We start from the raw sequence: 24998 nt of genomic DNA on the forward strand, positions 1-24998 counted from the left end.
CCTTTTTAGGTTGCTTTTTTATTTATAAAATTATAAGAAAAATATTTTATAAAATAGTATATAAATTTTAAATTTAGAATATATATATACTGTTACAGATAGTTAGGAGGGGATTTCTTGGACAACTTTAAAATTTATAAAGATATATCAGAAAGAACCCAAGGAGACATATATGTAGGAGTTGTTGGACCAGTTAGAACTGGTAAGTCAACTTTTATAAAAAAGTTTATGGATCTTATGGTAATACCAAAGATAGAAAATGAATTTAAAAAAGAAAGAGCTAAAGATGAATTGCCACAAAGTGGATCAGGAAAAATGATACACACTACTGAACCAAAATTTGTACCTAATGAGGCTATTGAAATAAGTCTTGATGAGGAGATAAAATTCAAAGTTAGAATGGTAGATTGTGTAGGTTATATAGTAAAAGAAGCTTTAGGTTATATTGAGGGCGAAAACTTAAAGATGGTAAATACACCTTGGTATGATTATGAAATTCCATTTGAAGATGCAGCTGAAATTGGAACAAGAAAAGTTATAACAGATCATTCAACTATAGGATTAGTTATAACAACAGATGGAAGTATAACTGGTCTTAATAGAGAAGATTATGTTGAGGCAGAAGAAAGAGTTATATATGAATTAAAGGCAATTAATAAGCCGTTTGTAGTAGTACTTAACAGCTCAAGAGGAGAGTCTAAAGAAACAGAAGAAATTAGAAAAGAAATGGAAGAAAAATATGATGTAGAAGTTCAAATTATGGATATTGCTAACATGAATGAAGAAGATGTAGAAAAATTATTTAAAAATGTATTAAAAGAGTTTCCAGTAAAAGAAGTAAATATTGATATGCCAGAATGGCTTGAAAATTTAGAGCCTGAACATTGGCTTAAAAAAGATTTCTTTAACATAATAAGAAGTATGAGCAAAAACATATCAAAAATAAGAGATATAAAAATGTCTCTTGAAACTTTATGTGATGAAGAATTTTTAGGAGAAACTTTAGTAAAAGAAATAGATTTAGGTGTTGGAACAGCAAATGTTTCAATGAAACCTAAAGAAGGGATTTTCTATAAAGTTTTAAGTGAAGTGTGCGAATTAGATGTGTCATCAGAAAATGATTTATTATCAATAATAAAAGAATTAAATGTGGCAAAAAAAGAGTATGATAAAGTAAAAGATGCATTAAAAGATGTTAATGAAACAGGATATGGACTTGTTGCACCTCAACTTAAAGAAATGAAATTTGAAGAGCCAGAAATAGTTAAACATGGTTCACAATATGGAGTTAAATTAAAAGCTAGTGCACCTTCATTACATTTTATTAAGGCTGATATTCAAACAGAAATTAGTCCTATAATGGGATCAGAAAAAGAATCTGAGGATTTAGTAAAATCTTTATTAGAGCAGTTTGAAAATGATCCAGCAACATTGTGGCAAAGTAATATGTTTGGAAAATCATTAGAAGTATTAGTTAAAGAGGGGCTTCAAAACAAACTATATAAAATGCCTGAAGATGTTCAAGTGAAAATCCAAAAAACCCTTCAAAAAATAATAAATGAAGGCAATGGAGGATTAATCTGTATAATCTTATAAAAATATACGGTTAGTATAAAAAGTTGAATACTAACCGTTTAATTATATTATCATATTAAATTAAATTGGAATAATATATATTGAGATATTTAATATAATAAAAAGGCATGGTGAGGTAACATGATTGAAAAATATAAAACTTATAAAAAGGTTGGCTCTATAAAGAAAGAAATTGCACAAGGCATAGGGTTTGAGTTTTATGGAAATGTCTATGCTTCACCAGGTGTATTAAAACACATAAAAAAGAAACACGGAAAGCAACTTACTAGAAATATAAAAGATAATTTAACGATAATTATTGAAAGAATAATAAGTAATCCAGATTTTATTGGAATGAATAAGAAAAGAAAAGAATCAGGAGCTTTAGAATTAGTAAAAAAAATAGATGCTTATATTATGCTTATATTGGAAGTCGATTTAGATAATAATTATATTTATGTTTCTAGCATGTATCCTGTAACAAAAAGTAAAATGAGAAATAAAATATATAGTGGAAAGCTTAAAGTTGCAGTATAAATTAAATAGTAATACCTACTTGAAAAATATTTAAATAAATATGTATAATAATATTGATAAAGTTTTTGAGGTGAGAAAAGGCTCCTCATGCGCTAATTTTATTTAGTAAACAGAGATGTAGGATAAATGCCGACCTACCAAAAACTTATTAAAACTTTTGGTTTAATCCAAAAGTTCTTTTTATTACAAAAGAAAGTTGGAGGTATTACTATGAAAAAAGTAGCTGTTATTTTTAATGGTGGAACAATTTCAATGAAAGTTGATGATAGAATAAAGGCAGCAGTGCCAAGTCTTAGCGGAGAAGAGATTATGTCTATGGTAACGGGTATAGAAGGTTATGCTGAAGTTATAAATTATAATTTTTCTTCTTTACCATCTCCTCATGTAACTCCGAAACTTATGCTTGAATTATCACATTTTGTTCAGGAGTTAGTAGATAGAGAAGATATTGCAGGTGTAGTTATAACTCATGGAACTGATACATTAGAAGAAACTGCATATTTTTTAGATTTAGTAGTTAAAACTAAGAAGCCTGTAGTAGTTACTGGGGCTATGAGAAGCAGTTCAGAACTTGGTTATGATGGACCATTTAATTTAGCTACTTCAATATGTACAGCTACAGCTGAAGAATCTATAGGAAGAGGAGTAATTGTATGTTTTAATGGTGAATTAAATGATGCTAGAGAGGTTACAAAGGCAAACTCTATGGCTTTAAATGCTTTTAGAACTCCTAATTTTGGACCTGTTGGAATTGTAGATAATAATAAAGTAATTTTTTATAGAAAGGGTAAGAAGGGAGAAAAATTAAATCCCAAAAAAATGGACAAGGATGTGGCGCTTATAAAATGTGTTGCAGGAATGGATTCTTCTTATTTAGATTTTGCAATAGAAAAAGGTTTTAAAGGAATAGTTATAGAAGGTATGGGAAGAGGAAATATACCTCCAGAAATGGTTGATGGAGTTAAGAGAGCTATAGAAAGTAATATCCCTGTTGTTCTTGTGTCTAGATGTTTTGAAGGTAGAGTTTTTGAAAGCTATGGATATGAAGGTGGTGGAAAGCATCTTATGAATTTAGGGGTAATATTTGGAGATAATATGCCAGGACAAAAAGCTAGAATAAAATTATTAGTAGCTATAAACTCTGATAAAAATCAAGATGAAATAAGGGATTTATTTGAACAAGGCTTATATGAGCACGAGCAAATTTAAAAAAGTTATTAACGATTATTAATTAAATTTATAAAAAAATAGTTCGAAAATATATGAATTTTACAATTAAAAACTATTGACTATGTTCGTTAAAATAGGTAAAATTCATATTGTAAATATTAACTCATATATGATGAAAATATGGTTCATCGTTTCTACAAGATACCTTAAATATCTATCTATGGGGAATTTATTTTAATTAATAATTAAAATAAAACTGTTATGAGGTATCTTTATTAAAAATCATAACAGTTTTTTTATTTGTGGGGGGATAAAATTGAAAAAAGAGAAAAAGTTTTTTGAAATCTTAGAGAACAAAAATGTTGACTTTAAGAGAGAAATTATAGCTGGATTTACAACATTTTTAACTATGGCTTATATAATAGCTGTTAATCCTAATATTTTAAGTGCAACAGGTATGGATCAAGGTGCACTTGTAACAGCTACTTGTTTAGCAGCAGCTTTTTCAACTATACTCATGGGAGTTTTTGCAAATCTTCCATTTGCTTTAGCATCAGGTATGGGACTTAATGCATATTTTGCATTTTCTGTTGTTATTGGTAAAGGGATATCATGGGAAATTGCATTAACGGCAGTTTTTGTAGAAGGTATAATATTTATTTTAATGTCACTTTTTAAGATTCGTGAAGCTGTAGTTAATGCCATACCTATGAATATGAAGTATGCAGTTACTGCTGGTATAGGTTTATTTATAGCCTTTATAGGACTTACAGGTAGCAATATTGTAGTAGCTAATAAAGATACTTTTTTAGCTTTAGGAGATTTTAATAATCCAACAGTATTAATTGCATTAATTGGAGTTACAGTAATAGCTATATTAGATAAAAAAGGTGTTAAAGGATCCATATTATATGGTATATTAATATCAACAATTATTGCTTGGGGGTATGCTTTATTTAATAGAGAATATGCTGCAAGTCTTGGGATATTTCTTCCTAATGGATTAATAAAATTTGAAAGTATAGCACCTATTGCTGGTAAATTGGATTTTGGATATATTATGAATCCGAATAATATAGGGACTTTTATAACTATAGTTTGTACATTCTTATTTGTAGATTTTTTTGATACTATAGGTACATTGGTTGGTGTATCATCAAGAGCTGGAATGCTTGATGAAAAAGGAAATATTCCTAATGCGGGAAAAGCACTTATGGTTGATGCTATAGGAACAACTGCTGGTGCAGTTATGGGAGTATCAACAGTTACAACTTTTGTTGAGAGTTCTACTGGTGTTTTAGCAGGAGGAAGAACAGGGTGGACATCTGTAACAACAGGATTATTATTTTTAGTTTCTATGTTTTTTTCACCTATATTTATAGCGATACCTTCTTGTGCAACAGCACCTGCATTAATGTATGTTGGTTATTTAATGCTTGGAGCATGCAAAAATATTGAATTCGAAGAAATTACAGAAGGGTTTCCTGCATTTATAACAATTATAGCTATGCCATTAACTTATAGCATAGGTGATGGATTAACTTTAGGAGTATTATCTTACGTATTTATAAATGTTTTATATAATGTATTTTTTATAAAAGATAAAAAGAATAAGAAAAAAGTATCAATTGTAATGATTGCTTTAGCTGTTATATTCTTATTTAAATTATTCTTTTTATAAATTTAAAATAATATTTTAAATTTTAGGCTGATAGTATTTTGCTATCAGTCTTTTTGTTGAAAAGAATTATAAAAAATATAAATGTTAATATTCTGTAAACAAAGTATTGACTTTAATATTATACTAAAATAATATGTATTTATGCTAATTGAAATATTATTAGTAATGAGGAGGCTTAGAAATGGTTAAGAGTATGACAAGCTTCGGAAGATCAAGAAGCGAAGAAGGATTAGAGAGAATATTTTCAATAGAAATGAAAAGTGTAAATCATAGATATTTAGATATGAACATAAGAATGCCAAAGTCAATGTTTCCACTTGAAGAAAGAATTCGTAAAATTATAAGCGGAAGATTAAATAGGGGGAAAGTTGATGTTTATATAAATATTAAAAATTTTCACAAAGGTGATTCTGTTGCAGAACTTAACGAAGCACTTGCTAAAAGTTACTTTGAATGTTTACAAAAACTTTCAGATGAATTAGGAATAGTAAATGATATAACTACTACAAAAATAGCTAGATTTCCTGACGTTATTTCAATAGTTGAAAAAGAAGAAAATATTGAAGAAATATTTAATGAAATAAAATCTCTTATTGAATCATCATTAGATAAAATGGTTGATATGAGAATAAGAGAAGGAGAAAAATTAAAAGAGGATATATTAGATAAGCTTCTTGTTATAGAAAACTTTGTTGATTCTATAGAAAAAATTGCAGATTTAATTCCAATTGAATATAAGTCAAGATTAGAAGAAAGAATAAAAGAATTGACTTCAGGAGTTGAAATAGATAAAAATAGAATAGCTGTAGAAATTGCTATTTTTGCAGATAAAGCTACAGTTGATGAAGAAATTATAAGACTTAGAAGTCATATAGAACAAATGAGAAATACATTAGAATTAGATGAACCAATAGGAAGAAAGCTAGATTTTATAGTTCAAGAAATGAATAGAGAGGCAAATACAATTGCTTCAAAATCAAATGATATGAAAATGACAAATATAGTCATTGATATAAAAAATCTAATTGAAAAAATTAGAGAACAAGTGCAAAATATAGAATAATTAGGAGGAAGTACATGGGTATAAAATTAATTAATATTGGTTTTGGAAATATAGTATCAGCTAATAGATTAGTTGCTATTGTAAGTCCAGAGTCTGCACCAATAAAAAGAATAATCCAGGAAGCTAGAGATAGAGGAATGCTTATTGACGCAACTTATGGAAGAAGAACAAGAGCTGTAATTATTACAGATAGTGATCATGTTATTTTATCAGCTGTTCAACCTGAAACAGTAGCTCATAGATTATCAAATAAGGATGATCATGAAGATGAGGTAGATGAATAATGAGCAAAAAAGGTGTATTATTAGTAATATCAGGTCCTTCTGGAGCTGGTAAAGGAACAATTTGCAAAGCTTTATTAGAAAAGCATAAAGAAATATATTTATCAGTTTCTGCAACTACAAGAGAACCTAGAAATGGCGAAGTAGAAGGAGTTAACTATTTCTTCTTAAAAAAAGAAGATTTTCTTCAAAAGGTTGAAGAAGGAGATTTCTTAGAACATGCTGAAGTTTATGGAAATTATTATGGAACACCAAAATCAAGTGTTCAAAAAATGATAGATGAAGGTAGAGATGTAATTCTAGAAATAGATATACAAGGAGCTCTTAAAGTAAAAGAAAACTGTGAAGAAGGAATTTTTATATTTATATTACCACCATCAATGGAGGAATTAAAACAAAGAATAATAAAAAGAGGCAGTGAAACACCTGAATCATTAATGAGAAGATTTAAATCAGCGTATAAAGAAATAAATTATATTTCAAAATATAATTATGCTGTAGTAAATGATGAAGTTGATACAGCAGTATCAAAAATAGAAGCAATAATAACTGCAGAAAAATGTAGAGTAGATAGAATGAAAAATAAGATATTAGATTCTAAGGAGGGTATTATACATGAACAACTCTATGATTAATCCATCAATAGTAGACTTATTAAATAAGGTAGAGGATAGATATTCACTAGTTATAGTAACTTCAAAGAGAGCTAGACAAATAATAGCTGGAAGTAATCCACTAGTAGAAATAGATTCACAAAAACCTTTAACAATAGCTATAAATGAAGTGAACGAAGGAAAAGTAACTTACGAAGCTTCAGAAGGAAAGTAATTAGATGTATAAGGATAAATGTGTTGTATTAGGAGTATGCGGAGGAATAGCAGTTTACAAAGCATTAGATGTTGTAAGTTCGCTTCGAAAAAAAGGAATTGAAGTAAGAGTTGTTATGACAGAGTCAGCAACTAAGTTTGTAACACCTCTCACTTTTCAATCAATAAGTCAAAATATGGTTATAACTGATATGTTTGCAGAACCAAAAGCATGGGAAATTCAACATATAAGTTTAGCACAAAAAGCTGATGTTATGCTTATTGCTCCAGCTACAGCTAATATAATAGGTAAAGTTGCAAATGGTATAGCAGATGATATGCTTTCTACAACTATAATGGCAACTAAAGCTAAGGTTATATTTGCACCTGCAATGAATACAAATATGTATGAAAATCCTATAGTTCAATCAAATATTAAAAAGCTTAAAAGTTTAGGATATGAATTTATTGAGCCAGATTCAGGAAGACTTGCTTGTGGAGATGTTGGAAAAGGAAAACTTCCAAAACCTGATGTTATTTTTAAAAATGTTCTTACAGCATTACATCCGGTAAAGGATTTGCAAGATAAGAAGGTATTAGTAACAGCAGGCCCTACTAGAGCTAACATAGATCCTGTAAGATTTATAACTAATAAGTCAACAGGGAAAATGGGTTATGCAATAGCAGAAGAAGCAAGAGATAGAGGTGCGGTTGTTACACTTGTTACAGGAGCTAAAGGAATTGAAAGACCACATGGCATTAATGTTATAGAAGTAGAAACAAATTCTCAGATGAGAGAAGCTGTTATGAGTAACTTTGATGATTCTGATATAGTTGTAAAATCAGCTGCTGTTGCAGATTATAAGCCAAAAGAATATAGTTTTGAAAAAATAAAAAAAGGCGAAGGAAATTTAAACATTGAACTTGTAAGAGATAATGATATATTAAAGGAACTTGGCGATAAAAAAGATAAACAAATTTTAGTTGGTTTTGCAGCTGAAAGCAGTAATTTGATAGATAATGCAAAAGGTAAATTAAAGAGAAAAAATCTAGACTATATTGTAGCTAATGATATTACACAAGCAGAGACTGGATTTGGTAGTGATAATAATAAAGTATTTGTAATATCAAAAGAAGGTTCTGTTTTAGAATTAGATACAATGAGTAAAAGAGATGTTGCAAGTAATTTATTTGATGCTATTTGTAGAAAGCGCTAAATTGCGCTTTCTTCTGCTATATTGACAAATTTTAAGAAAGGGTGGATTTTATAAATGGAACTATATGCCGAAGTAATTGTAAATAGTGAAGCTGTAGAAATAGATAAGCCATTTACGTATAAAGTAAAAAAAGATTTTAATGATTTAATTAGCATCGGTCATAGAGTAAAGGTTCCGTTTGGAGTTTCTAATAAACTTATAGAAGGATTTGTAATTGCTCTTTCTACAGAGTTTAATGATAAATATAAAGTAAAAGAAATTAGCAAAATATGCGATGATGAGCCTATATTAACAAGAGAAGATCTATTAATGATAGAGTTTTTAAGAAGTAAAACATTGTGTAAATACATAGATGCAATAAGATTATTAATTCCAAAAGGAATTATAAAAGGAATTAAAAAGAAGAAGAAAAATGTTATAAAATTTAATAATGAATTAGATGATAATTTCAAAAAAAAAGAAAATTATTTAAATCTTATAAATTTTATAAAGGAAAATGATTGTATTTATACAAAATCAGAACTTAGTAAAAATTTAAAATTCTCTATATATACTATAAATAAAGCTATTGAAAAAGGATTTTTATCCTTAGAAGAACAGGTTGTATATAGGTATAATAGAAGAATTTATAAAGATAATGATATTAAAAATTTAACAGCTGAACAAATTGAAGCTATATCCAAAATTAAAAATTCTAACAATAAAGGCTTTCTTTTAAAAGGGGTAACAGGCTCAGGAAAAACAGAAGTATATATGAAGTTAGTTGAACATACTTTAAATGAAGGAAAAGGTGCTATAGTACTTGTTCCAGAAATAGCTCTTACACCTCAGATGATAGAACGATTTAAGGGACGTTTTGGGGAAGATGTTGCTTTATTTCATAGTAAACTTTCTGATGGAGAAAGATTTGATGAATGGTATAGAGTAAAAACAGGAAAGTGTAGACTTGTAGTGGGAGCTAGAAGTGCAGTGTTTTTGCCTGTTAATAATCTTGGAATTATAATAGTTGATGAAGAACATGAAGGCACTTATAAATCAGATTATAATCCTAAATATAATACTAAAGATGTTGTTGAGTTTTTAAGTTTTACAAAAGATTGTAAGTATGTTCTAGGTTCTGCAACACCATCAGTTGAAAGTTTTGCAGATGCTATGGTTTCAAAGATTGAACTTGTAACATTAAATAATAGAATAGATAATAAACCCCTTCCAGATATAGAAATGGTTGATATGAGGGAAGAACTTAGAGTAAAAAATTTATCTATGTTTTCAAGAAAGTTATACAAAGAAATAAAAGAAGCTTTAGAAAGAAAAGAGCAAATAATTTTATTTTTAAATAGAAGGGGATTTTCAACATTTGTTTCTTGTAGAAGTTGTGGTTATGTTTTTAAATGTCATAAATGTGACATATCTATGACGTATCATAAAAATGGATATTTAATATGTCACTATTGTGGTAAAACAGAAAAGCAAATTCATGTGTGTCCAAAATGCAAGAGCAAGTATGTAAAGTTTTTTGGTGCTGGAACTGAAAAGGTAGAAAGTGAAGTAAAAAAATATTTTAAAGATGCTAAAGTATTAAGAATGGATAAAGATACAACAAGAAATAAAGGGTCTCATGAAAAAATATATAATTCTTTTAAAAATAAAGAAGCAGATATTTTAATTGGGACACAAATGATTGGAAAAGGCTTAGACTTTAAAGATGTAACAGTAGTAGGGATTTTAGCAGCTGACATGTCTTTAAATATACCAGATTATAGATCATCAGAAAAAACTTTTCAAATTATAACTCAAGTTGCAGGTAGAGCAGGTAGAGGAGACAAAAAAGGTAAAGTAATTATTCAAACGTATGATCCTGGAAATCCAAGTTTAAATTATGCAATTAACAATGATTATATTGGAATGTTTAAAGATGAGATTAGTTTAAGACAACAAATGGGGTATCCTCCTTTTGAAAAAATAATTTTAATAAGAGGTATATCTAAAGATGAAAAATCTCTAGAATGTTTTATGAAGGATATAACTAAAAAAATTAGAAGTTTATCAGAGGATAATGTAACTATTTTAGGGCCTACAAAATGTATAGTATCAAAAATAAAAGATAAATTTAGATGGCAAGTTATGATAAAAGGTAAATTTTCAGATGATTATTCTAAAAAAATTAGAGACATACTTTATGAAATGAATAAGAGTGTATATAATGAAATAAGAATAAATATTGATATTAATCCAAACAATTTTTTATAAACTAGGAGGAATTTTTTATGGCAATTAGAAATATAAGAAAAAATGGTGATGATGTATTAAGAAAGAAAAGTAAAGTTGTAGAAAAGATAGATAATAGAACTTTAACTTTAATTGAAGACATGATAGATACTATGTATGAAGCTGATGGAGTAGGACTTGCAGCACCTCAAGTTGGAATACTTAAGAGATTATTTGTTATAGATGTATACGACGGAGAAGGACCAAGAGTATTTATAAATCCAGAAATATTAGAAACAAGTGGAAGCCAAGTTGGCGAAGAAGGTTGTTTAAGTGTTCCAGGTGTATCAGAAGAAGTGGATAGACCAAACTTTGTTAAAGTTAAAGCTTTAAATGAAAAAGGTGAAGAATTTATATTAGAGGCAGAGGAATTACTTGCAAGAGCTGTTTTACATGAAAATGATCACTTAGATGGTATTTTATTTATAGATAAAGTTAAATAAGAAAAATAAAAAAGGAGGAATAGTTTTGAAGATAGTATTTATGGGAACACCAGATTTTGCTGTTCCATCTTTAAAAGCTTTAATAGACAAATATGGGGTTTGTGCTGTATTTACTCAACCAGATAGACCAAAAGGAAGAGGAAAAAAATTAGCATTTTCACCTGTTAAAGAAGAAGCATTAAAACATAATATAAAAATTTATCAACCTGAGAAGCTTAAGGATGAAAAAGAAATGATTCAAGAGCTTAAAGATATGGAGCCGGATTTTATAATAGTTGTAGCATTTGGTCAAATTCTTACAAAAGAAGTATTAGACATACCAAAATACGGATGCATTAATTTACATGGATCAATACTTCCGATGTATAGAGGAGCTGCACCTATAAACTGGGCTATTATGATGGGAGAAAAAGTTTCAGGAAATACAACTATGCTTATGGATGTAGGATTAGACACTGGTGATATGCTTTTAAAAGATGAAGTTGAAATTACAGATAATATGACAGCAGGAGAACTTTATGACATATTAAAGGATAGAGGTGGAAATCTTTTAATAGAGACAATAGAAGGAATACTTAATAACACTATAAAGCCTGAAAAACAATCAGATGAAACTTTCTATGCAAAAATGTTAAATAAAAAATTAGCTCAAATAGACTGGAATAAAAGTGCATTAGAAATTCATAATATGATTAGAGGGTTAAATCCTTGGCCTATTGCACATACTTTATATGAAGGAAGTACTATGAAAATATTTGAAAGTGAAGTTTTAAATAAAAATAGTACTTTGGAAAATGGAAGAATAATAAATGTTTCTAAAAAGGGAATAGAAATTTCAACAGGGGATGGTGTTCTTTTAATTAAAAAGGTTCAATTCCCAAATTCAAAGCCTTTAATGGTAGAGCAATATATAAATGGTCATGATGTTAAAGATGGGATTATATTAGGAAAATAGGAGGTATAAATATGTATTATCCATTTTATTTTGATAGAACTATGCTTATATTAGTACCAGCACTTTTGGTTAGTATATGGGCACAAAGTAAAATTAGCTCAACTTACAATAAGTACAAAAAGGTAAGAACTATGAATGGATATACAGGTGAGCAGGTTGCGAGAATGATGCTAAATGAAGCGGGATTATCTTATGTAAATATAGAGGTTGTTAATGCAAATCTTGGAGATCATTATGATCCAAGTAGTAAAGTTTTAAGGTTATCACCTGATGTTTATAGTGGAACTTCAATTGCTTCAGCTGGAATAGCAGCACATGAAGTTGGTCACGCTATACAGGATAAAGAAGGATATAAACCTCTTATATTAAGAAATTCAATAGTTCCTGTTGTAAATTTTAGCTCAAGTATTTCTTGGATATTATTCGTTGTAGGTTTACTTATGGGAAATCATACTTTTGTTAATTTAGGAATTGTATTGTTTTCTGCTGTAGTAATATTTCAATTGATTACATTACCAGTAGAATTTAATGCATCTAATAGAGCGATAAATGTATTAAGCAATAGAGGAATACTTTATGGGGATGAGGTAAATGGAGCGAAAAAAGTTTTAGGAGCAGCAGCTATGACATACATTGCTTCAGCTCTTATGGCCATAGCTCAATTATTAAGATTAATTGCTATAAGCAATAGAGATCAATAAAAACTTAGAGAAGAGGTATTTTATGAACAGTAGAAGCATAGCTTTAAAAATACTAGATAGAGTATTAAATGAAGGTGCTTATTCAAATTTAGTATTATCAAGTGAATTAAATAATTCGGATTTAAATGATAAAGATAAAGGTTTGGTAACAGAAATTGTATACGGAACAATAAGAAGAAAAAATTCACTAGATATGCTTATATCTACTTTTGTTAAAGATATAAGTATAATGGATAAAAGAGTCTTAAACATATTAAGAATAGCAATATATCAATTAAAGTATTTAGATAAAGTTCCAAGTTATGCAGCATGTAATGAAGCTGTAGAACAAGCAAAAAAAATATCAGATAGATGGGGAAAACTTGTAAATGGTGTTTTAAGAACTTATGGTAAAAAAGGTGAATCAGGATTAAAACTCAACAATAAAATAACTGAATTAGAATATAAGTATTCTTTTGAACCATGGCTTATAAGACTTTTTATTAAGCAATATGGAGAAAAAGATGCAATAAAAATACTTGATTCACTAAACTTTACACCAAAAGTAACTGTTAGAGTAAATTCTTTAAAATCAGATTATGATAGTGTGTTTGAAGAACTAGAAGAAAACGGATATAATATAGAAGAAGGATACATTTGCCCTGAGGCTATTTCTATAAAAGGTGGAAAAAATATTGAAGGCAATAAGCTTTTTAATGAAGGAAAAATAACAGTTCAAGATGAAAGTGCAATGTTAGTTGCCCCACTTTTAGATTTAAATAGTGGTGATATAGTACTAGACCTTTGTAGTGCACCTGGTGGAAAAACTACTCATATTGCAGAACTTCTTGAAAATACAGGAGAAGTATTAGCTTTTGATTTACATAAAAACAAGTTAGGTTTAATAGAGGAAAATTGTAAAAGACTTGGTATAAATAATGTTAAATTAGAAGAAATGGATGCTACAGAATTAAATGTTAATCTTATAGGCGTTGGAGACAAAATTCTTATAGATGTTCCTTGTTCAGGACTTGGTATAATAAAAAGAAAACCTGAAATTAAATGGAATAAAAATCGTAATGAATTAAAAGAAATAGTAAGAATTCAAAGAGATATTATGGAAAATGCTTGGCAATATCTTAAAAATGGTGGAACTTTAGTGTACTCAACATGTACTCTAAATAAAGCTGAAAATGAAGAAAATATTGAATGGTTTTTAAATAAACATAAAGACTGTACATTAGAAAATATATTTGTTGGAAATGGTGAAAATATAAAATATACTAATGGAATGGTAACAATTATTCCAAATGAATATATGGATGGATTCTTTATGGCTAAGCTTAAGAAAAGTTAATAGGAGAATTAATTATGGAAAATTTATTAGATTTTACACCAAAGGAATTTTCAAATTGGCTTAAAGAAAATGGTGAAAGTGCTTTTAGAGCAAAACAAGTATTTTCTTGGATTTATAAAGATGTGTGGAATTTTGATGACATGAGAAATATTCCAAAAACATTAAAAGAAAAGCTTAATGAAAAATTTGAAATATTAATTCCTAAAGTAGTAAGAGCTCAAGAGTCTTCAGATAAAAGCACTATGAAAATATTATTAGCTCTTAAGGATGGGAATTTAATAGAATGTGTTATTATGAAGTATAAGCATGGAAATACAATCTGTATTTCAACTCAGGTAGGATGCAGAATGGGATGTAAGTTTTGTGCTTCTACAATAGATGGAAGAGTTAGAAATTTAACATCTGGAGAGATACTTGCTGAGATTATGGTGGCACAAAAACTTTTAGGTGAAAGAATATCAAACATTGTTTTAATGGGAAGTGGAGAGCCACTTGACAATTATGATAATGTAATAAAATTTTTAAAAGAAGTAAATTCAGAAGATGGATTTAATATAGGTCAAAGACATATAACTTTATCAACATGTGGAATAGTTCCTAAAATATATGAATTAGCTGATGAAGGAATGACTATCACTCTTGCAATTTCATTACATGCATTTAATGATGAAAAAAGAAAAGAAATAATGCCGATAGCTAATAAATATACAATAAAAGAAATTCTAGATGCTTGTAAATATTATATTGATAAAACAAACAGAAGAGTAACTTTTGAATATGCCTTAGTTAAAGGAGTAAATGATGGAGCAGAAGATGCAAAAGAATTAGCACAATTGTTAAGAGGAATTTTGTGTCATGTAAACTTAATACCAGTAAATGAAGTAAAGGAAAATTCCTTTAAAAGATCATCAAACAAAGCAGTAGAAAATTTTGCAAATATTCTTAAAGATAGAGGTATAGAAGCTACAGTTAGAAGAGAAATGGGAAGCGATATTGATGCAGCTTGTGGTCAGTTAAGAAGAAGTTATTTAGAATCCCAAAATTAAGGGGGAATTAATATGGTAGGATATAAAAGTGATGTTGGAATAAAAAGAAAATTTAATGAAGATAGTGTAGGTCATTTTGAGTGTGATTCATATGGTATATATATAGTTGCTGATGGAATGGGTGGACACAATGCTGGTGAGGTTGCTAGTGAAATGGCAGTATCTAATGTTATAGAATTTGTAAAAAATAATATAAATTCACTTGGTGAGTGTGTTCTTGAAGATGCAATAGAAAATGTAAATAAAAAAATATATGAATATTCAGTTAGCAATCTTAAGCTTAGTGGAATGGGAACAACTATAACAGCTTGTTTAGTATATGATGGTAAAATAGTTATAGCTAATGTTGGAGATAGTTCATGTTTTGGAATTAATAGTAGTGGTTTATTTAAATTAACAAAAGATCACTCTTTAGTACAACAACTTATAGATTCTGGTAGTATATCAGAAGAAGAAGCAATTAATCATCCGAATAAAAATATAATAACTAGAGCGGTTGGAACTCATGAAGATGTTGAAGTTGATATTTTTAAGTTTGATATTGATGAATATGATAAATATTTAATGTGCTCAGATGGACTTACAAATGAAGTACCAATAGAAAGAATAACTGAAATTATACAAAAAGAAGATGATAATGAACTTGCTTGTTATGAGTTAGTAAATGAAGCTAACAAAAATGGTGGGAGAGATAATATTACAGTTATGTTATTTGGAGGAGAGAGCGTATGAATGGTGAAGTATTAGGCGATAGATATGAACTCCTTGAAAAAGTAGGAGAAGGTGGTATGGCTCTTGTCTATAAAGCTAGATGTAATAAGCTAAATAGATATGTTGCTGTAAAAATATTAAAAAGTGAGTATTCAGATAATAATGAAATAGTAAGTAAGTTTAAAAGAGAAGCAACTGCAATTGCTAAATTATCTCATAATAATATAGTTAATGTATTAGATGTAGGAACACAAGATGATATAAACTATATAGTTATGGAATATGTGGATGGAAAAACTTTAAAAGAAGTTGTAGAAGAATTTGGAATGATAAGTTGTGAAACAGCTTTAACTATTGCTATTCAAATTGCTAAAGCTTTAGAGTGTGCACATAAAAATGGTATAATACACAGAGATATTAAACCACAAAATATATTAGTTACAAGTGATGGATTAGTTAAGGTAACTGATTTTGGAATTGCAAAGATAGCTGATTCTGCAACACTTACAAATACAAGTACTATACTTGGATCCGCTCATTACTTTTCACCAGAACAAGCAAAAGGTGGATTTATTGATAATAAAACAGATATATATTCACTTGGAGTAGTTATGTATGAAATGCTAACAGGAAAACTTCCTTTTGAAGGAGATTCACCTGTAACAATAGCTTTAAAGCATATTCAAGAAGATCCAGTTCCGCCAAAAGAATTAAATCCTAAAATTCCAGAAAGTCTTAATAAGGTTGTTTTAAAATGTATGGAAAAGGATGCAAGCAAAAGATATCAAGATATAAAACAATTAATCTCAGATCTTGAAAAAATAAAGCAAAATCCTGATATTAAAATAGGGGAAGACATATCAAATGAAAATGATCAAACAGTAGAACATACAATAATTATGGCTCCTGTAAAGGAACCGGTTATTGAAGATCCTGAAGATTTAGATGATGAATATTATGATGATGACGAAGATGCTGAATATTATGATGATGACGACAATTATTATAATGATGCAGATGAAGCAGAAAATAAAGAAGAAAAAGCTAAATCTAAAAATAAAACATCAAGTAAAAAAGGAATAATAATTGGAATTGTTTCTGTATTAGTATTAGCACTTTTAGGTGTTGGAGGATATTTTATGATATCCGGTAATAAGGCTAAAGAAGTTGTAGTACCTAATTTTGTTGGAATGAATATAAAAGAAGCTCAAGAGAAAGCTAATAGTTTAAAAATAAATTTAAAAATAAAAACTGTAAAAAGTGATGAAAAAGAAGGCACAATAGTTAGTTCTAATCCAAAGGCAGGAGAAAAAATAAATGAAGGTTCAACAGTAGAGGTTGAAGTGAGTAGTGTGGAAAAAATTACTATGCCTAATTTAGTTGAAGATAGTTTAAGTGATGCTAAAGCAAAACTTGAAAGCCTTGGAATTAAAAATATTATAATAAATAAAGATTATAGTGATTCAATAGCAAAAGGAAATGTTATTTCTCAAACACCTGAACAAGGGGAAGAAATAACAAAAGAAGTATCAGTTACATTAACTGTTAGTGAAGGTAAAAGGGTTGAAACTGTTCAAGTACCAAATGTAAATGGATTGTCAGAAAGTGATGCTAGAAATAAACTATCAGGATTTAATGTAAATGTAGAAACTAAAGATACAACAGACAAATCATTGGATGGAAAAGTTATTGGTCAAAGTTTGAAAGCAGGAACTTCAGTAAATAAAGGAAGTACAATTATATTATCAATTGGAAAATATAAAGAAGAAAAGATAAATGTAGGCGATATTATATCAAATGGAATGAAAGGTTCAGAAGCTAAAGCTGCACTTGAAGCAAAAGGATTCAATGTATCGCTTGCAGGAGATGGAGCAGAAGGAAATGTAGTTTCTTGGACTCCTAATAATGCAACAAAAGGAAGTAATATCACTATAACAACAAAAAAAGAGGAAGAAAAAATAAATGTAGGCGATATTATATCAAATGGAATGAAAGGTTCAGAAGCTAAAGCTGCACTTGAAGCAAAAGGATTCAATGTATCGCTTGCAGGAGATGGAGCAGAAGGAAATGTAGTTTCTTGGACTCCTAATAATGCAACAAAAGGAAGTAATATTACTGTAACAACAAAAAAAGAAGTACAAAAACCTGAAAAAGAAGATAATGATAAACAGGAAAAACAAAATAAAAAATAAATTTAAAGAGCAAGGTGTATGAATTCACTTTGCTCTTTAAGTTTAATATAAATATTCTTGCAAAAAATAATAAAAAGTGTTTATATTAATAAGAGAGAAGAAAAAATTTGGAGGTAACATGAAAGGAAAAATAATTAAAGGTATAGGTGGATTCTATTATGTAAAAACAGATGAAGGAATAATAGAATGTAAAGCAAGAGGAAAATTTAGACATAAGTCACTTAAACCTATGGTTGGAGATAATGTTAAAATAAAAATAGAAAATGGAAAAGGTACTATAGAAGATATAGATGAAAGAACTTCAGAGCTTATAAGGCCAACAGTTGCAAACGTAACACAAGCTTTCGTTGTATTTGCTGTAAAAAACCCTGATTTAAATTTTGATTTATTAAATAGATTTTTAGTTTTATGTGAAAGTAATAATATAAAAGTAATAGTTGCATTAAATAAAATTGATTTAGTAAATGAAGAAGAAAAAGAAAATTTAAAGAAAAGGATTAACTCTATAGGTTATGAAGTTTTATTTATAAATGCTAAAAGAGGTATAGGTGTAGAAGATTTAAAAGAAAGATTAAGCAATAATGTTACTGTTCTTTGTGGGCCTTCTGGAGCTGGGAAATCAACACTTATAAATACTCTTACAGATAAAGAACATATGGAAACTGGTGAAGTAAGTGAAAAAATAGGAAGAGGTAAACATACAACTAGACATAGTGAACTTATTGAGGTTTCAGATGGATATATAGTTGATACTCCAGGTTTTTCTACTTTAGATGTAAACTTTATAAATAAAGAGGAATTAAGATATTGTTTTCCTGATTTTGAGAAGTTTAATAATAGTTGTAAATATAGAGGATGTCTTCATTATAAAGAACCAGGATGTGCAGTAAAAGATGCTGTAGAAAATGGGGAAATAAATAAATATAGATATGAATTTTATATAAGAACATTAGAAGAAATAATAAATGGGAGGAGATATTAAGATGATAAAAATAGCACCGTCAATTTTATCAGCAGATTTTTCAAAGTTAGGAGAAGAGGTTGAATTATTAGATAAAGGAGGGGCAGATTATATACATATAGATGTAATGGATGGAGCTTTTGTACCAAATATTACACTTGGAGCACCAATAGTTAAGGCTATTAGAAATAGAACTAATAAGGTATTTGATGTTCATTTAATGGTAGAAACACCATCAAGATACATAGATGATTTTATAGATGCTGGAGCAGATATAATAACTATTCATTATGAAGCAGAAAAACATATAGATAGAGCAATTCAATATATAAAATCAAAAGGAGTTAAAGCAGGGGTAGTATTAAATCCTGGAACTCCAACAATTATGATAAAAGATTTAATATCAAAATTAGATATGGTTTTAATTATGAGTGTTAATCCAGGTTTTGGAGGACAAAGTTTCATTGATTATTCTTTAGAAAAAGTTAAAGAAGTAGATGAAATGAGAAAGAAATATAATAAAGATTTAATAATAGAAATAGATGGTGGTATATGCGTAGATAATATAAAAGCTGCTAGAGAAGCTGGGGTTGATGTAGCTGTTGCAGGTTCTGCTGTTTATAAAAATGGTGAAGTTATGAAAAATATAAGTGAATTAAAGAGGAATGCTTAAGAAATGAGAGCGATAATAGTTACTGGAGGGAATGAACCTTCTTATGAATTGTTAAATTCATATATAAAGGAAAGTGACATTATAATAGGAGTAGATAAAGGGTGTAATATACTTAAAAAATACGAAATAATACCTAATATGATTTTAGGGGATTTTGATTCTATAGATAAAGCTGCAATTCAATATTTTAAAAATAGAAATGTACTTATAGAAAAGTTTAACCCGGAAAAGGATTATACAGATACTCATTTAGCCTATAACAAAGCAAAAGATATATTCAATGTAGATGAAATGATTATGTTTGGGGCAACTGGTACAAGGCTTGATCATACACTTGGTAATATAGGTCTTATGATTAATGCACTAAATGATAATATAAAATTAGAGATTGTTGATGAAAACAATAAAATTTTTGCTGTAAATAAAAGTACTGTTATAAAAAGAGAAGAAGGAAAAGTTATTTCATTTCATGCTTTGTGTGATGAAGTTAAAAATTTTAATATAACAGGTGGAAAATATAAATTAAAAAATTATAATATGAAAACATTAGAACCTAGAGCAATTTGTAATGAATTTTTAGAAGGAGATATTGAGATATCTTTTGATTCAGGAATTGTATTAGTTTTATATTCTAAAGATTAAATAAAATTAGAACCAATATTAACTATTTGCATATAATATAAATAGTAGTATTGGTTTTAATAATTTAATTGGAGGATTTATGAAAATAGTAGCTATTAAATTACCTAAATGTATCTCAAATATAATAAGATTTTTTAGGAGAAAGAAAAAAGATACATAAATTTAGACATAAAAAAAATGCATTGCTAGTGCAGTGCATTTTTTTTATTTGAACTATATTGCTCTTTCAACCTTACCAGATCTAAGACATCTTGTACAAACATGAACTTTCTTTGGAGTTCCGTTAACTAAAGCCTTTACTTTCTTTATGTTAGGAGCCCAAGTTCTCTTTGATTGACGATGTGAATGGCTGTATTGTACACCTGAAACAACGCCTTTATTACAAATTTCGCATCTTCTTGCCACTTGAAAACACCTCCTTGTTAAGTGAAGATATAATTCTCTTCAATAGGACAGAATTCATTGTACCATAACAAATAGGTATTTTGCAATAGTATATTTCAAAAAAATATATAATATTTTGGAAGATTATTATATAAATCTTGAATATTAAAGATTTCTAATATAAAATATATGTATGATATGTGTAAGGAGGAATCGTAATGGTAGGATTTTCAAGAGAAAATGGTAAGGTTCATTACTCAGAAGAAGTGTTAGCAAAAATTGTTGGACTATCAACAATGGAATGCTACGGTGTAGTTGGAATGGTTTCAAAGAATGCTACAGAAGGTCTTTGGGAGTTAATTGGAATAGAGCATTTTAATAAAGGCGTTAAGATAAATGTTAATGATGATGATAAATTAGATATTGAATTATTTGTAATGGTTGAATATGGAACAAAAATTTCTGTTATAGCAAATAACATAATTCAAAAAGTACGTTATAATGTAGAAAACTTTACTGGATTAAAAGTTTCATCAATTACAGTAAATGTTCAAGCGGTAAGAGTCTAGGAGGTAAAAAACTAATGGAATTTAATAAGATAAACGGCCGTGATTTTTATAACATGGTAGTAAATGCAAGTAACAGATTAGCTGAAAAAAGCGATTTTGTTAATGCTTTAAATGTATTTCCAGTACCAGATGGAGATACAGGAACTAACATGTCAATGACTTTTAAAGCAGCTGTTAAAGAAATTGAAAATATAGATTCAGATTCTATAGAAGTAGTATCTAAAAAGCTTGCAAAGGGTGCTCTTATGGGAGCAAGAGGAAACTCAGGAGTAATTCTTTCACAAATACTTAGAGGTTTTTCAAAAGGATTAGCAGGACATGAAGAAGTTTCAGTATCAGAGTTTGCAAATGCTATTCAAGAAGGATCAAATTCAGCATACAAAGCTGTAATGAGACCAACAGAAGGTACTATTTTATCAGTTATAAGAGCATCAGCAGAATCAGCAGTTAAGTCTAAAGCTAGAAATATAATAGAGCTTTTAGAAGAAGTTAATAAAGATGCTAAGATTATGTTAGATAAAACACCAGAATTATTACCAGCTCTTAAAAAAGCTAAAGTTGTAGATTCAGGTGGTATGGGTCTTTATATAATACTTCAAGGAATGCTTGAAGCTTTGAAAAATGGTATTGTTGCAGAAGTTAAAGATATAAAAATTGGTGAAGGTGGAGCAGAAGCTACTGGAGCAAAGACAACTCATGATGCGGATATAAAATTTGGATATTGTACAGAATTTATAGTTTTAGGTGATGCTACTAAATCAAACGAATTACAAAATGAAATAGAATCACTTGGAGATTCAATGATAGTAGTTGGGTATGACGATGTTATAAAGGTTCATATTCATACAAATGATCCAGGTTTAGTTTTATCAAAGGCTGTAAAGCTTGGAGAACTTTCAAAAATTAAAATTGATAACATGAGAGAAGAACATAGAGAAATTTTAGCAGCTGAAATGAGAGCAGACCAAGAGAAATCTAAAGAAGTAGAAGAAACTAAAAAATATGGATTTGTAACTGTAGCTATGGGAGAAGGAATTACAAACATATTTAAGGATTTAGGGGTTGATTATGTTATAGAAGGCGGTCAAACTATGAATCCATCAACTCAAGATATTTTAGATTGTATAGAAAAAATAAATGCTGAAAACATATTTATTTTACCAAACAACAAAAATATAATAATGGCTGCATCACAAGCAAAAGATATTTCAGACAAGAATGTTATTGTTGTGCCAACAACAACTATTCCTCAAGGAATAACTTGTGTATCTATGTTTAATAGAGATGCTTCTCCAGAAGAAAATGAAGAAGAATTAAAAGACCTTATGGAGTCAGTAAAAACTGGTTCAGTAACATATGCAGTAAGAGACACTGAAATAGATGGAATTGAAATAAAAGAAGGAAATATGTTAGGCCTAGTTGAAGGTAAAATAAAAGAAGTTTCAGATGATAAATTTGAAGCAGCTGAAAAAGTACTTGATAACATGGTTAATGAAGATAGTGAATTAATAACTATATTCTATGGTGAAGATGTTAAAGAAGAAGAAGCTAATGAATTTGTAGAAAAGTTAGAAGAAAAATATGAAGATTGTGATATACAATTATATAAAGGAGACCAGCCTTTATATTACTTCTTAATGTCAGTAGAATAATAAGTATAAAATTACGTATAATAAAAAGCACCGTAAGGTGCTTTTGCTATTTTACCTATAAAAGAGGTGATTAAATGGATATATATACTACAGTTAATAATATAAAAGGAGTAGGTAAAAAGTCTACAGAAAAGCTTAATGAAGTTCAAATATTTAGTATACTTGATTTGCTTTTATATTTTCCAAGAGATTATGAATTTGTAAATGGTAATAGTAAAATAAATGAGATAGATGAAAATGAAAAGCAAATATTAAAGTGTACTATGATTAAATTAAGAGGAGATTTTAGAACAAAAACTGGAAAAATAATAACAACAATAGAATTTGATTATAATGGTATTAGAGTTTTAGCAAAGTGGTTTAATCAACCGTATATAAAAACCAAATTTAAATTTAAAGAATCATATAATCTTTTAGGAAAATACAAAAAAATATCTAATACTTTAGAAATAACAAATCCAATAATAGCATCAAATGAATCTTTAAAAAGTGAAATAATACCTAAATATTCTTTAAAAGGTGAACTAACTAATAATTTTTTAGTTAAAATAATTGGGGAAGTATTAGATAATATTTATGTTAATGAAAATTTACCAGAAGAAATAATAAGAAAATATAATTTAATCTCTTTTGATGATGCTATTCGAGAAATACATTTTCCAAAGGATAAAGAGATTTTAAAAAGATCTATAAATAGATTAAAGTTTCAAGAATTATTTACATATTCTATGAAATTACTTTTACTTAAAAAGAAATCTAGAGTAAAGGATGGAATTGGGTTTAATTGGAGTGAGGAACTTAATGATTTAAGAGAATCTCTTCCATTTTCTTTAACTAATGCACAATCTAGGGTTGTTAGAGCCATACTTAAAGATCAAGCATCTAAATATCCAATGAATAGACTTGTTCAAGGGGATGTTGGGTCAGGGAAAACTATAGTTGCTTTAATTGCTATTTTTAATGCATATAAAAATGGATACCAATCAGCTTTCATGGCTCCAACTGAAATATTAGCAAATCAGCATTATAAAGAAGCTAAAAATATTTTTAAAGGTTTTGATATTGATATTGAACTTTTAACTGGAAGTACTTCTAATAAAGAAAAAAAGAGAATAAAAGAGAAGATAAAGGAAAACAAACCTTTAGTAGTTATAGGGACACATGCTCTTATTCAAGAAGATGTAGAATTTAATAATTTAGCCTTAGCTATAACTGATGAGCAACATAGGTTTGGCGTTGGGCAAAGAAGTAAGCTTATAAATAAGGGTAAAAAAGCAGATGTTTTAGTAATGACTGCAACTCCTATACCTAGAACTTTAGCCTTGTATGTATATTCTGATCTGGATGTTTCAGCAATAGATGAACTTCCGCCAGGAAGAAAGAAAATAGATACAAGATTTTTTAAGGAAGAGGATAGAGATAATGCATATATGCTTGCTTATAATGAAATAGGAAAAGGAAGACAAGTTTATATAGTATGTCCTCTTATTGAAGAAGATGAAAATGAGAAATTAAATTCTGTAGAAAGTGTATATGAAAAATTAAGTCATGGTATATTTAGAAATATAAAGGTTGAATATTTACATGGGAAAATGAAGCCTAATGAAAAAGATGATATAATAAATAGATTTAAAACTGGAGAAACGAAAGTTTTAATATCAACTACAGTTATTGAGGTAGGGGTAAATGTTCCTAATGCTTCGGTAATGATAGTTGAAAATGCAGAACGATTTGGATTAGCACAGCTTCATCAGTTAAGAGGTCGTGTTGGTAGAGGAGAGTATGAATCATATTGTATTTTAATTGCAAAAGCAAAAAGTGAAGTGACTAAAAGAAGAATGGAAATATTAACGGAATCAACTGATGGCTTTTATATATCAGAACAAGATTTGAAGCTTAGAGGCTCTGGTGAAATGTTTGGGGTTAGACAAAGTGGAGATGAAGGATTTTTACTTGCTAATCTTTATGAGGATATGAACATACTTATTAAAGCAAGAGAAGAAGCAAATAATATATTATTTAATGAAACAAAAGAAAATTTAAAATTAATAAAAGAAATAGAGAATAATTTGGAAAAAAGCAGTAAGTATATTTGCTTTAATTAATTATAAATTGTATAAAAAAGTTGATTATGA

The 24998-nt window shown here is 28.4% G+C and carries 24 protein-coding genes and 1 riboswitch; of the genes, 23 read left to right on the forward strand and 1 reads right to left on the reverse strand.

The window, feature by feature from the left end; translation table 11 throughout:
* Nucleotides 1-117: 117 nt before the first annotated feature.
* From spoIVA to Q4E08_RS00490, 20 genes are all read left to right on the forward strand, one after another.
* Nucleotides 118-1596, forward strand: a complete 1479-nt coding sequence (gene spoIVA / locus Q4E08_RS00395; protein ID WP_303126986.1) for a stage IV sporulation protein A — start codon at nucleotides 118-120, stop codon at nucleotides 1594-1596.
* Between the two features lie 120 nt (nucleotides 1597-1716).
* Nucleotides 1717-2112 (forward strand): PBECR2 nuclease fold domain-containing protein, encoded by a 396-nt coding sequence (locus tag Q4E08_RS00400; RefSeq protein ID WP_303126988.1) that lies wholly within the window; start codon nucleotides 1717-1719, stop codon nucleotides 2110-2112.
* 210 nt (nucleotides 2113-2322) lie between these two features.
* Entirely contained in the window at nucleotides 2323-3321 is a 999-nt protein-coding gene (locus Q4E08_RS00405) for an asparaginase (RefSeq protein ID WP_303126990.1), read from the forward strand.
* Between the two features lie 104 nt (nucleotides 3322-3425).
* Nucleotides 3426-3523: riboswitch (purine riboswitch) on the forward strand.
* 75 nt (nucleotides 3524-3598) lie between these two features.
* On the forward strand, nucleotides 3599-4963 hold the full coding sequence (locus Q4E08_RS00410) for an NCS2 family permease (protein WP_303126992.1): 1365 nt from the start codon (nucleotides 3599-3601) through the stop codon (nucleotides 4961-4963).
* Between the two features lie 181 nt (nucleotides 4964-5144).
* A complete protein-coding gene (locus Q4E08_RS00415; RefSeq protein ID WP_303126994.1) occupies nucleotides 5145-6026 on the forward strand; it encodes a YicC/YloC family endoribonuclease in 882 nt (293 codons plus the stop codon).
* 14 nt (nucleotides 6027-6040) lie between these two features.
* Nucleotides 6041-6310: an extracellular matrix/biofilm regulator RemA gene (gene remA / locus Q4E08_RS00420; RefSeq protein WP_039316141.1), complete on the forward strand. Its 270-nt coding sequence runs from the start codon at nucleotides 6041-6043 to the stop codon at nucleotides 6308-6310.
* On the forward strand, nucleotides 6310-6942 hold the full coding sequence (gmk, locus tag Q4E08_RS00425) for a guanylate kinase (protein WP_303127000.1): 633 nt from the start codon (nucleotides 6310-6312) through the stop codon (nucleotides 6940-6942). Before remA ends, gmk begins: the two co-directional genes overlap by 1 nt.
* Complete coding sequence (rpoZ, locus tag Q4E08_RS00430; protein ID WP_303127002.1) at nucleotides 6923-7135, forward strand: DNA-directed RNA polymerase subunit omega; 213 nt, start codon at nucleotides 6923-6925, stop codon at nucleotides 7133-7135. The genes gmk and rpoZ overlap by 20 nt, the downstream gene beginning before the upstream one ends.
* A 4-nt stretch (nucleotides 7136-7139) precedes the next feature.
* Complete coding sequence (coaBC, locus tag Q4E08_RS00435) at nucleotides 7140-8330, forward strand: bifunctional phosphopantothenoylcysteine decarboxylase/phosphopantothenate--cysteine ligase CoaBC (protein WP_303127004.1); 1191 nt, start codon at nucleotides 7140-7142, stop codon at nucleotides 8328-8330.
* 54 nt (nucleotides 8331-8384) lie between these two features.
* Complete coding sequence (priA, locus tag Q4E08_RS00440) at nucleotides 8385-10580, forward strand: primosomal protein N' (protein ID WP_303127006.1); 2196 nt, start codon at nucleotides 8385-8387, stop codon at nucleotides 10578-10580.
* A 17-nt stretch (nucleotides 10581-10597) separates the two neighbouring features.
* On the forward strand, nucleotides 10598-11041 hold the full coding sequence (gene def / locus Q4E08_RS00445) for a peptide deformylase (protein ID WP_303127008.1): 444 nt from the start codon (nucleotides 10598-10600) through the stop codon (nucleotides 11039-11041).
* Nucleotides 11042-11066: 25 nt separating this feature from the next.
* Nucleotides 11067-11996, forward strand: a complete 930-nt coding sequence (fmt, locus tag Q4E08_RS00450) for a methionyl-tRNA formyltransferase (RefSeq protein ID WP_303127010.1) — start codon at nucleotides 11067-11069, stop codon at nucleotides 11994-11996.
* A gap of 11 nt (nucleotides 11997-12007) precedes the next feature.
* The gene (locus Q4E08_RS00455; RefSeq protein WP_303127012.1) at nucleotides 12008-12697 is read left to right on the forward strand and encodes a zinc metallopeptidase; all 690 of its coding nucleotides are present in this window, start codon (nucleotides 12008-12010) and stop codon (nucleotides 12695-12697) included.
* Between the two features lie 22 nt (nucleotides 12698-12719).
* Nucleotides 12720-14033, forward strand: a complete 1314-nt coding sequence (rsmB, locus tag Q4E08_RS00460) for a 16S rRNA (cytosine(967)-C(5))-methyltransferase RsmB (protein WP_303127014.1) — start codon at nucleotides 12720-12722, stop codon at nucleotides 14031-14033.
* Between the two features lie 14 nt (nucleotides 14034-14047).
* Complete coding sequence (rlmN, locus tag Q4E08_RS00465; RefSeq protein ID WP_303127016.1) at nucleotides 14048-15079, forward strand: 23S rRNA (adenine(2503)-C(2))-methyltransferase RlmN; 1032 nt, start codon at nucleotides 14048-14050, stop codon at nucleotides 15077-15079.
* A gap of 12 nt (nucleotides 15080-15091) precedes the next feature.
* The gene (locus tag Q4E08_RS00470) at nucleotides 15092-15811 is read left to right on the forward strand and encodes a Stp1/IreP family PP2C-type Ser/Thr phosphatase (protein WP_303127018.1); all 720 of its coding nucleotides are present in this window, start codon (nucleotides 15092-15094) and stop codon (nucleotides 15809-15811) included.
* A complete protein-coding gene (pknB, locus tag Q4E08_RS00475; protein ID WP_303127020.1) occupies nucleotides 15808-17982 on the forward strand; it encodes a Stk1 family PASTA domain-containing Ser/Thr kinase in 2175 nt (724 codons plus the stop codon). Before Q4E08_RS00470 ends, pknB begins: the two co-directional genes overlap by 4 nt.
* A gap of 118 nt (nucleotides 17983-18100) precedes the next feature.
* A complete protein-coding gene (gene rsgA / locus Q4E08_RS00480; protein WP_303127022.1) occupies nucleotides 18101-18964 on the forward strand; it encodes a ribosome small subunit-dependent GTPase A in 864 nt (287 codons plus the stop codon).
* A 1-nt stretch (nucleotide 18965) separates the two neighbouring features.
* Nucleotides 18966-19616, forward strand: coding sequence for a ribulose-phosphate 3-epimerase (gene rpe / locus Q4E08_RS00485; protein ID WP_303127024.1), 651 nt, complete (start codon nucleotides 18966-18968; stop codon nucleotides 19614-19616).
* 3 nt (nucleotides 19617-19619) lie between these two features.
* A complete protein-coding gene (locus Q4E08_RS00490; protein ID WP_303127026.1) occupies nucleotides 19620-20258 on the forward strand; it encodes a thiamine diphosphokinase in 639 nt (212 codons plus the stop codon).
* A 213-nt stretch (nucleotides 20259-20471) separates the two neighbouring features.
* Here Q4E08_RS00490 and rpmB read toward each other — a convergent pair whose 3' ends face one another.
* On the reverse strand, nucleotides 20472-20663 hold the full coding sequence (gene rpmB, locus Q4E08_RS00495; protein ID WP_024614610.1) for a 50S ribosomal protein L28: 192 nt from the start codon (nucleotides 20661-20663) through the stop codon (nucleotides 20472-20474).
* Nucleotides 20664-20860: 197 nt separating this feature from the next.
* Between rpmB and Q4E08_RS00500 the strand changes: the two genes are divergently transcribed.
* From Q4E08_RS00500 to recG, 3 genes are all read left to right on the forward strand, one after another.
* Complete coding sequence (locus Q4E08_RS00500; protein WP_024614611.1) at nucleotides 20861-21211, forward strand: Asp23/Gls24 family envelope stress response protein; 351 nt, start codon at nucleotides 20861-20863, stop codon at nucleotides 21209-21211.
* A 14-nt stretch (nucleotides 21212-21225) separates the two neighbouring features.
* Entirely contained in the window at nucleotides 21226-22863 is a 1638-nt protein-coding gene (locus tag Q4E08_RS00505) for a DAK2 domain-containing protein (RefSeq protein ID WP_303127029.1), read from the forward strand.
* Between the two features lie 74 nt (nucleotides 22864-22937).
* A complete protein-coding gene (gene recG, locus Q4E08_RS00510; protein WP_303127031.1) occupies nucleotides 22938-24968 on the forward strand; it encodes an ATP-dependent DNA helicase RecG in 2031 nt (676 codons plus the stop codon).
* The last annotated feature ends 30 nt before the right edge of the window (nucleotides 24969-24998 follow it).

Source organism: Clostridium sp. (assembly GCF_030532265.1).
In the GTDB taxonomy this organism is placed as follows: domain Bacteria; phylum Bacillota; class Clostridia; order Clostridiales; family Clostridiaceae; genus Clostridium.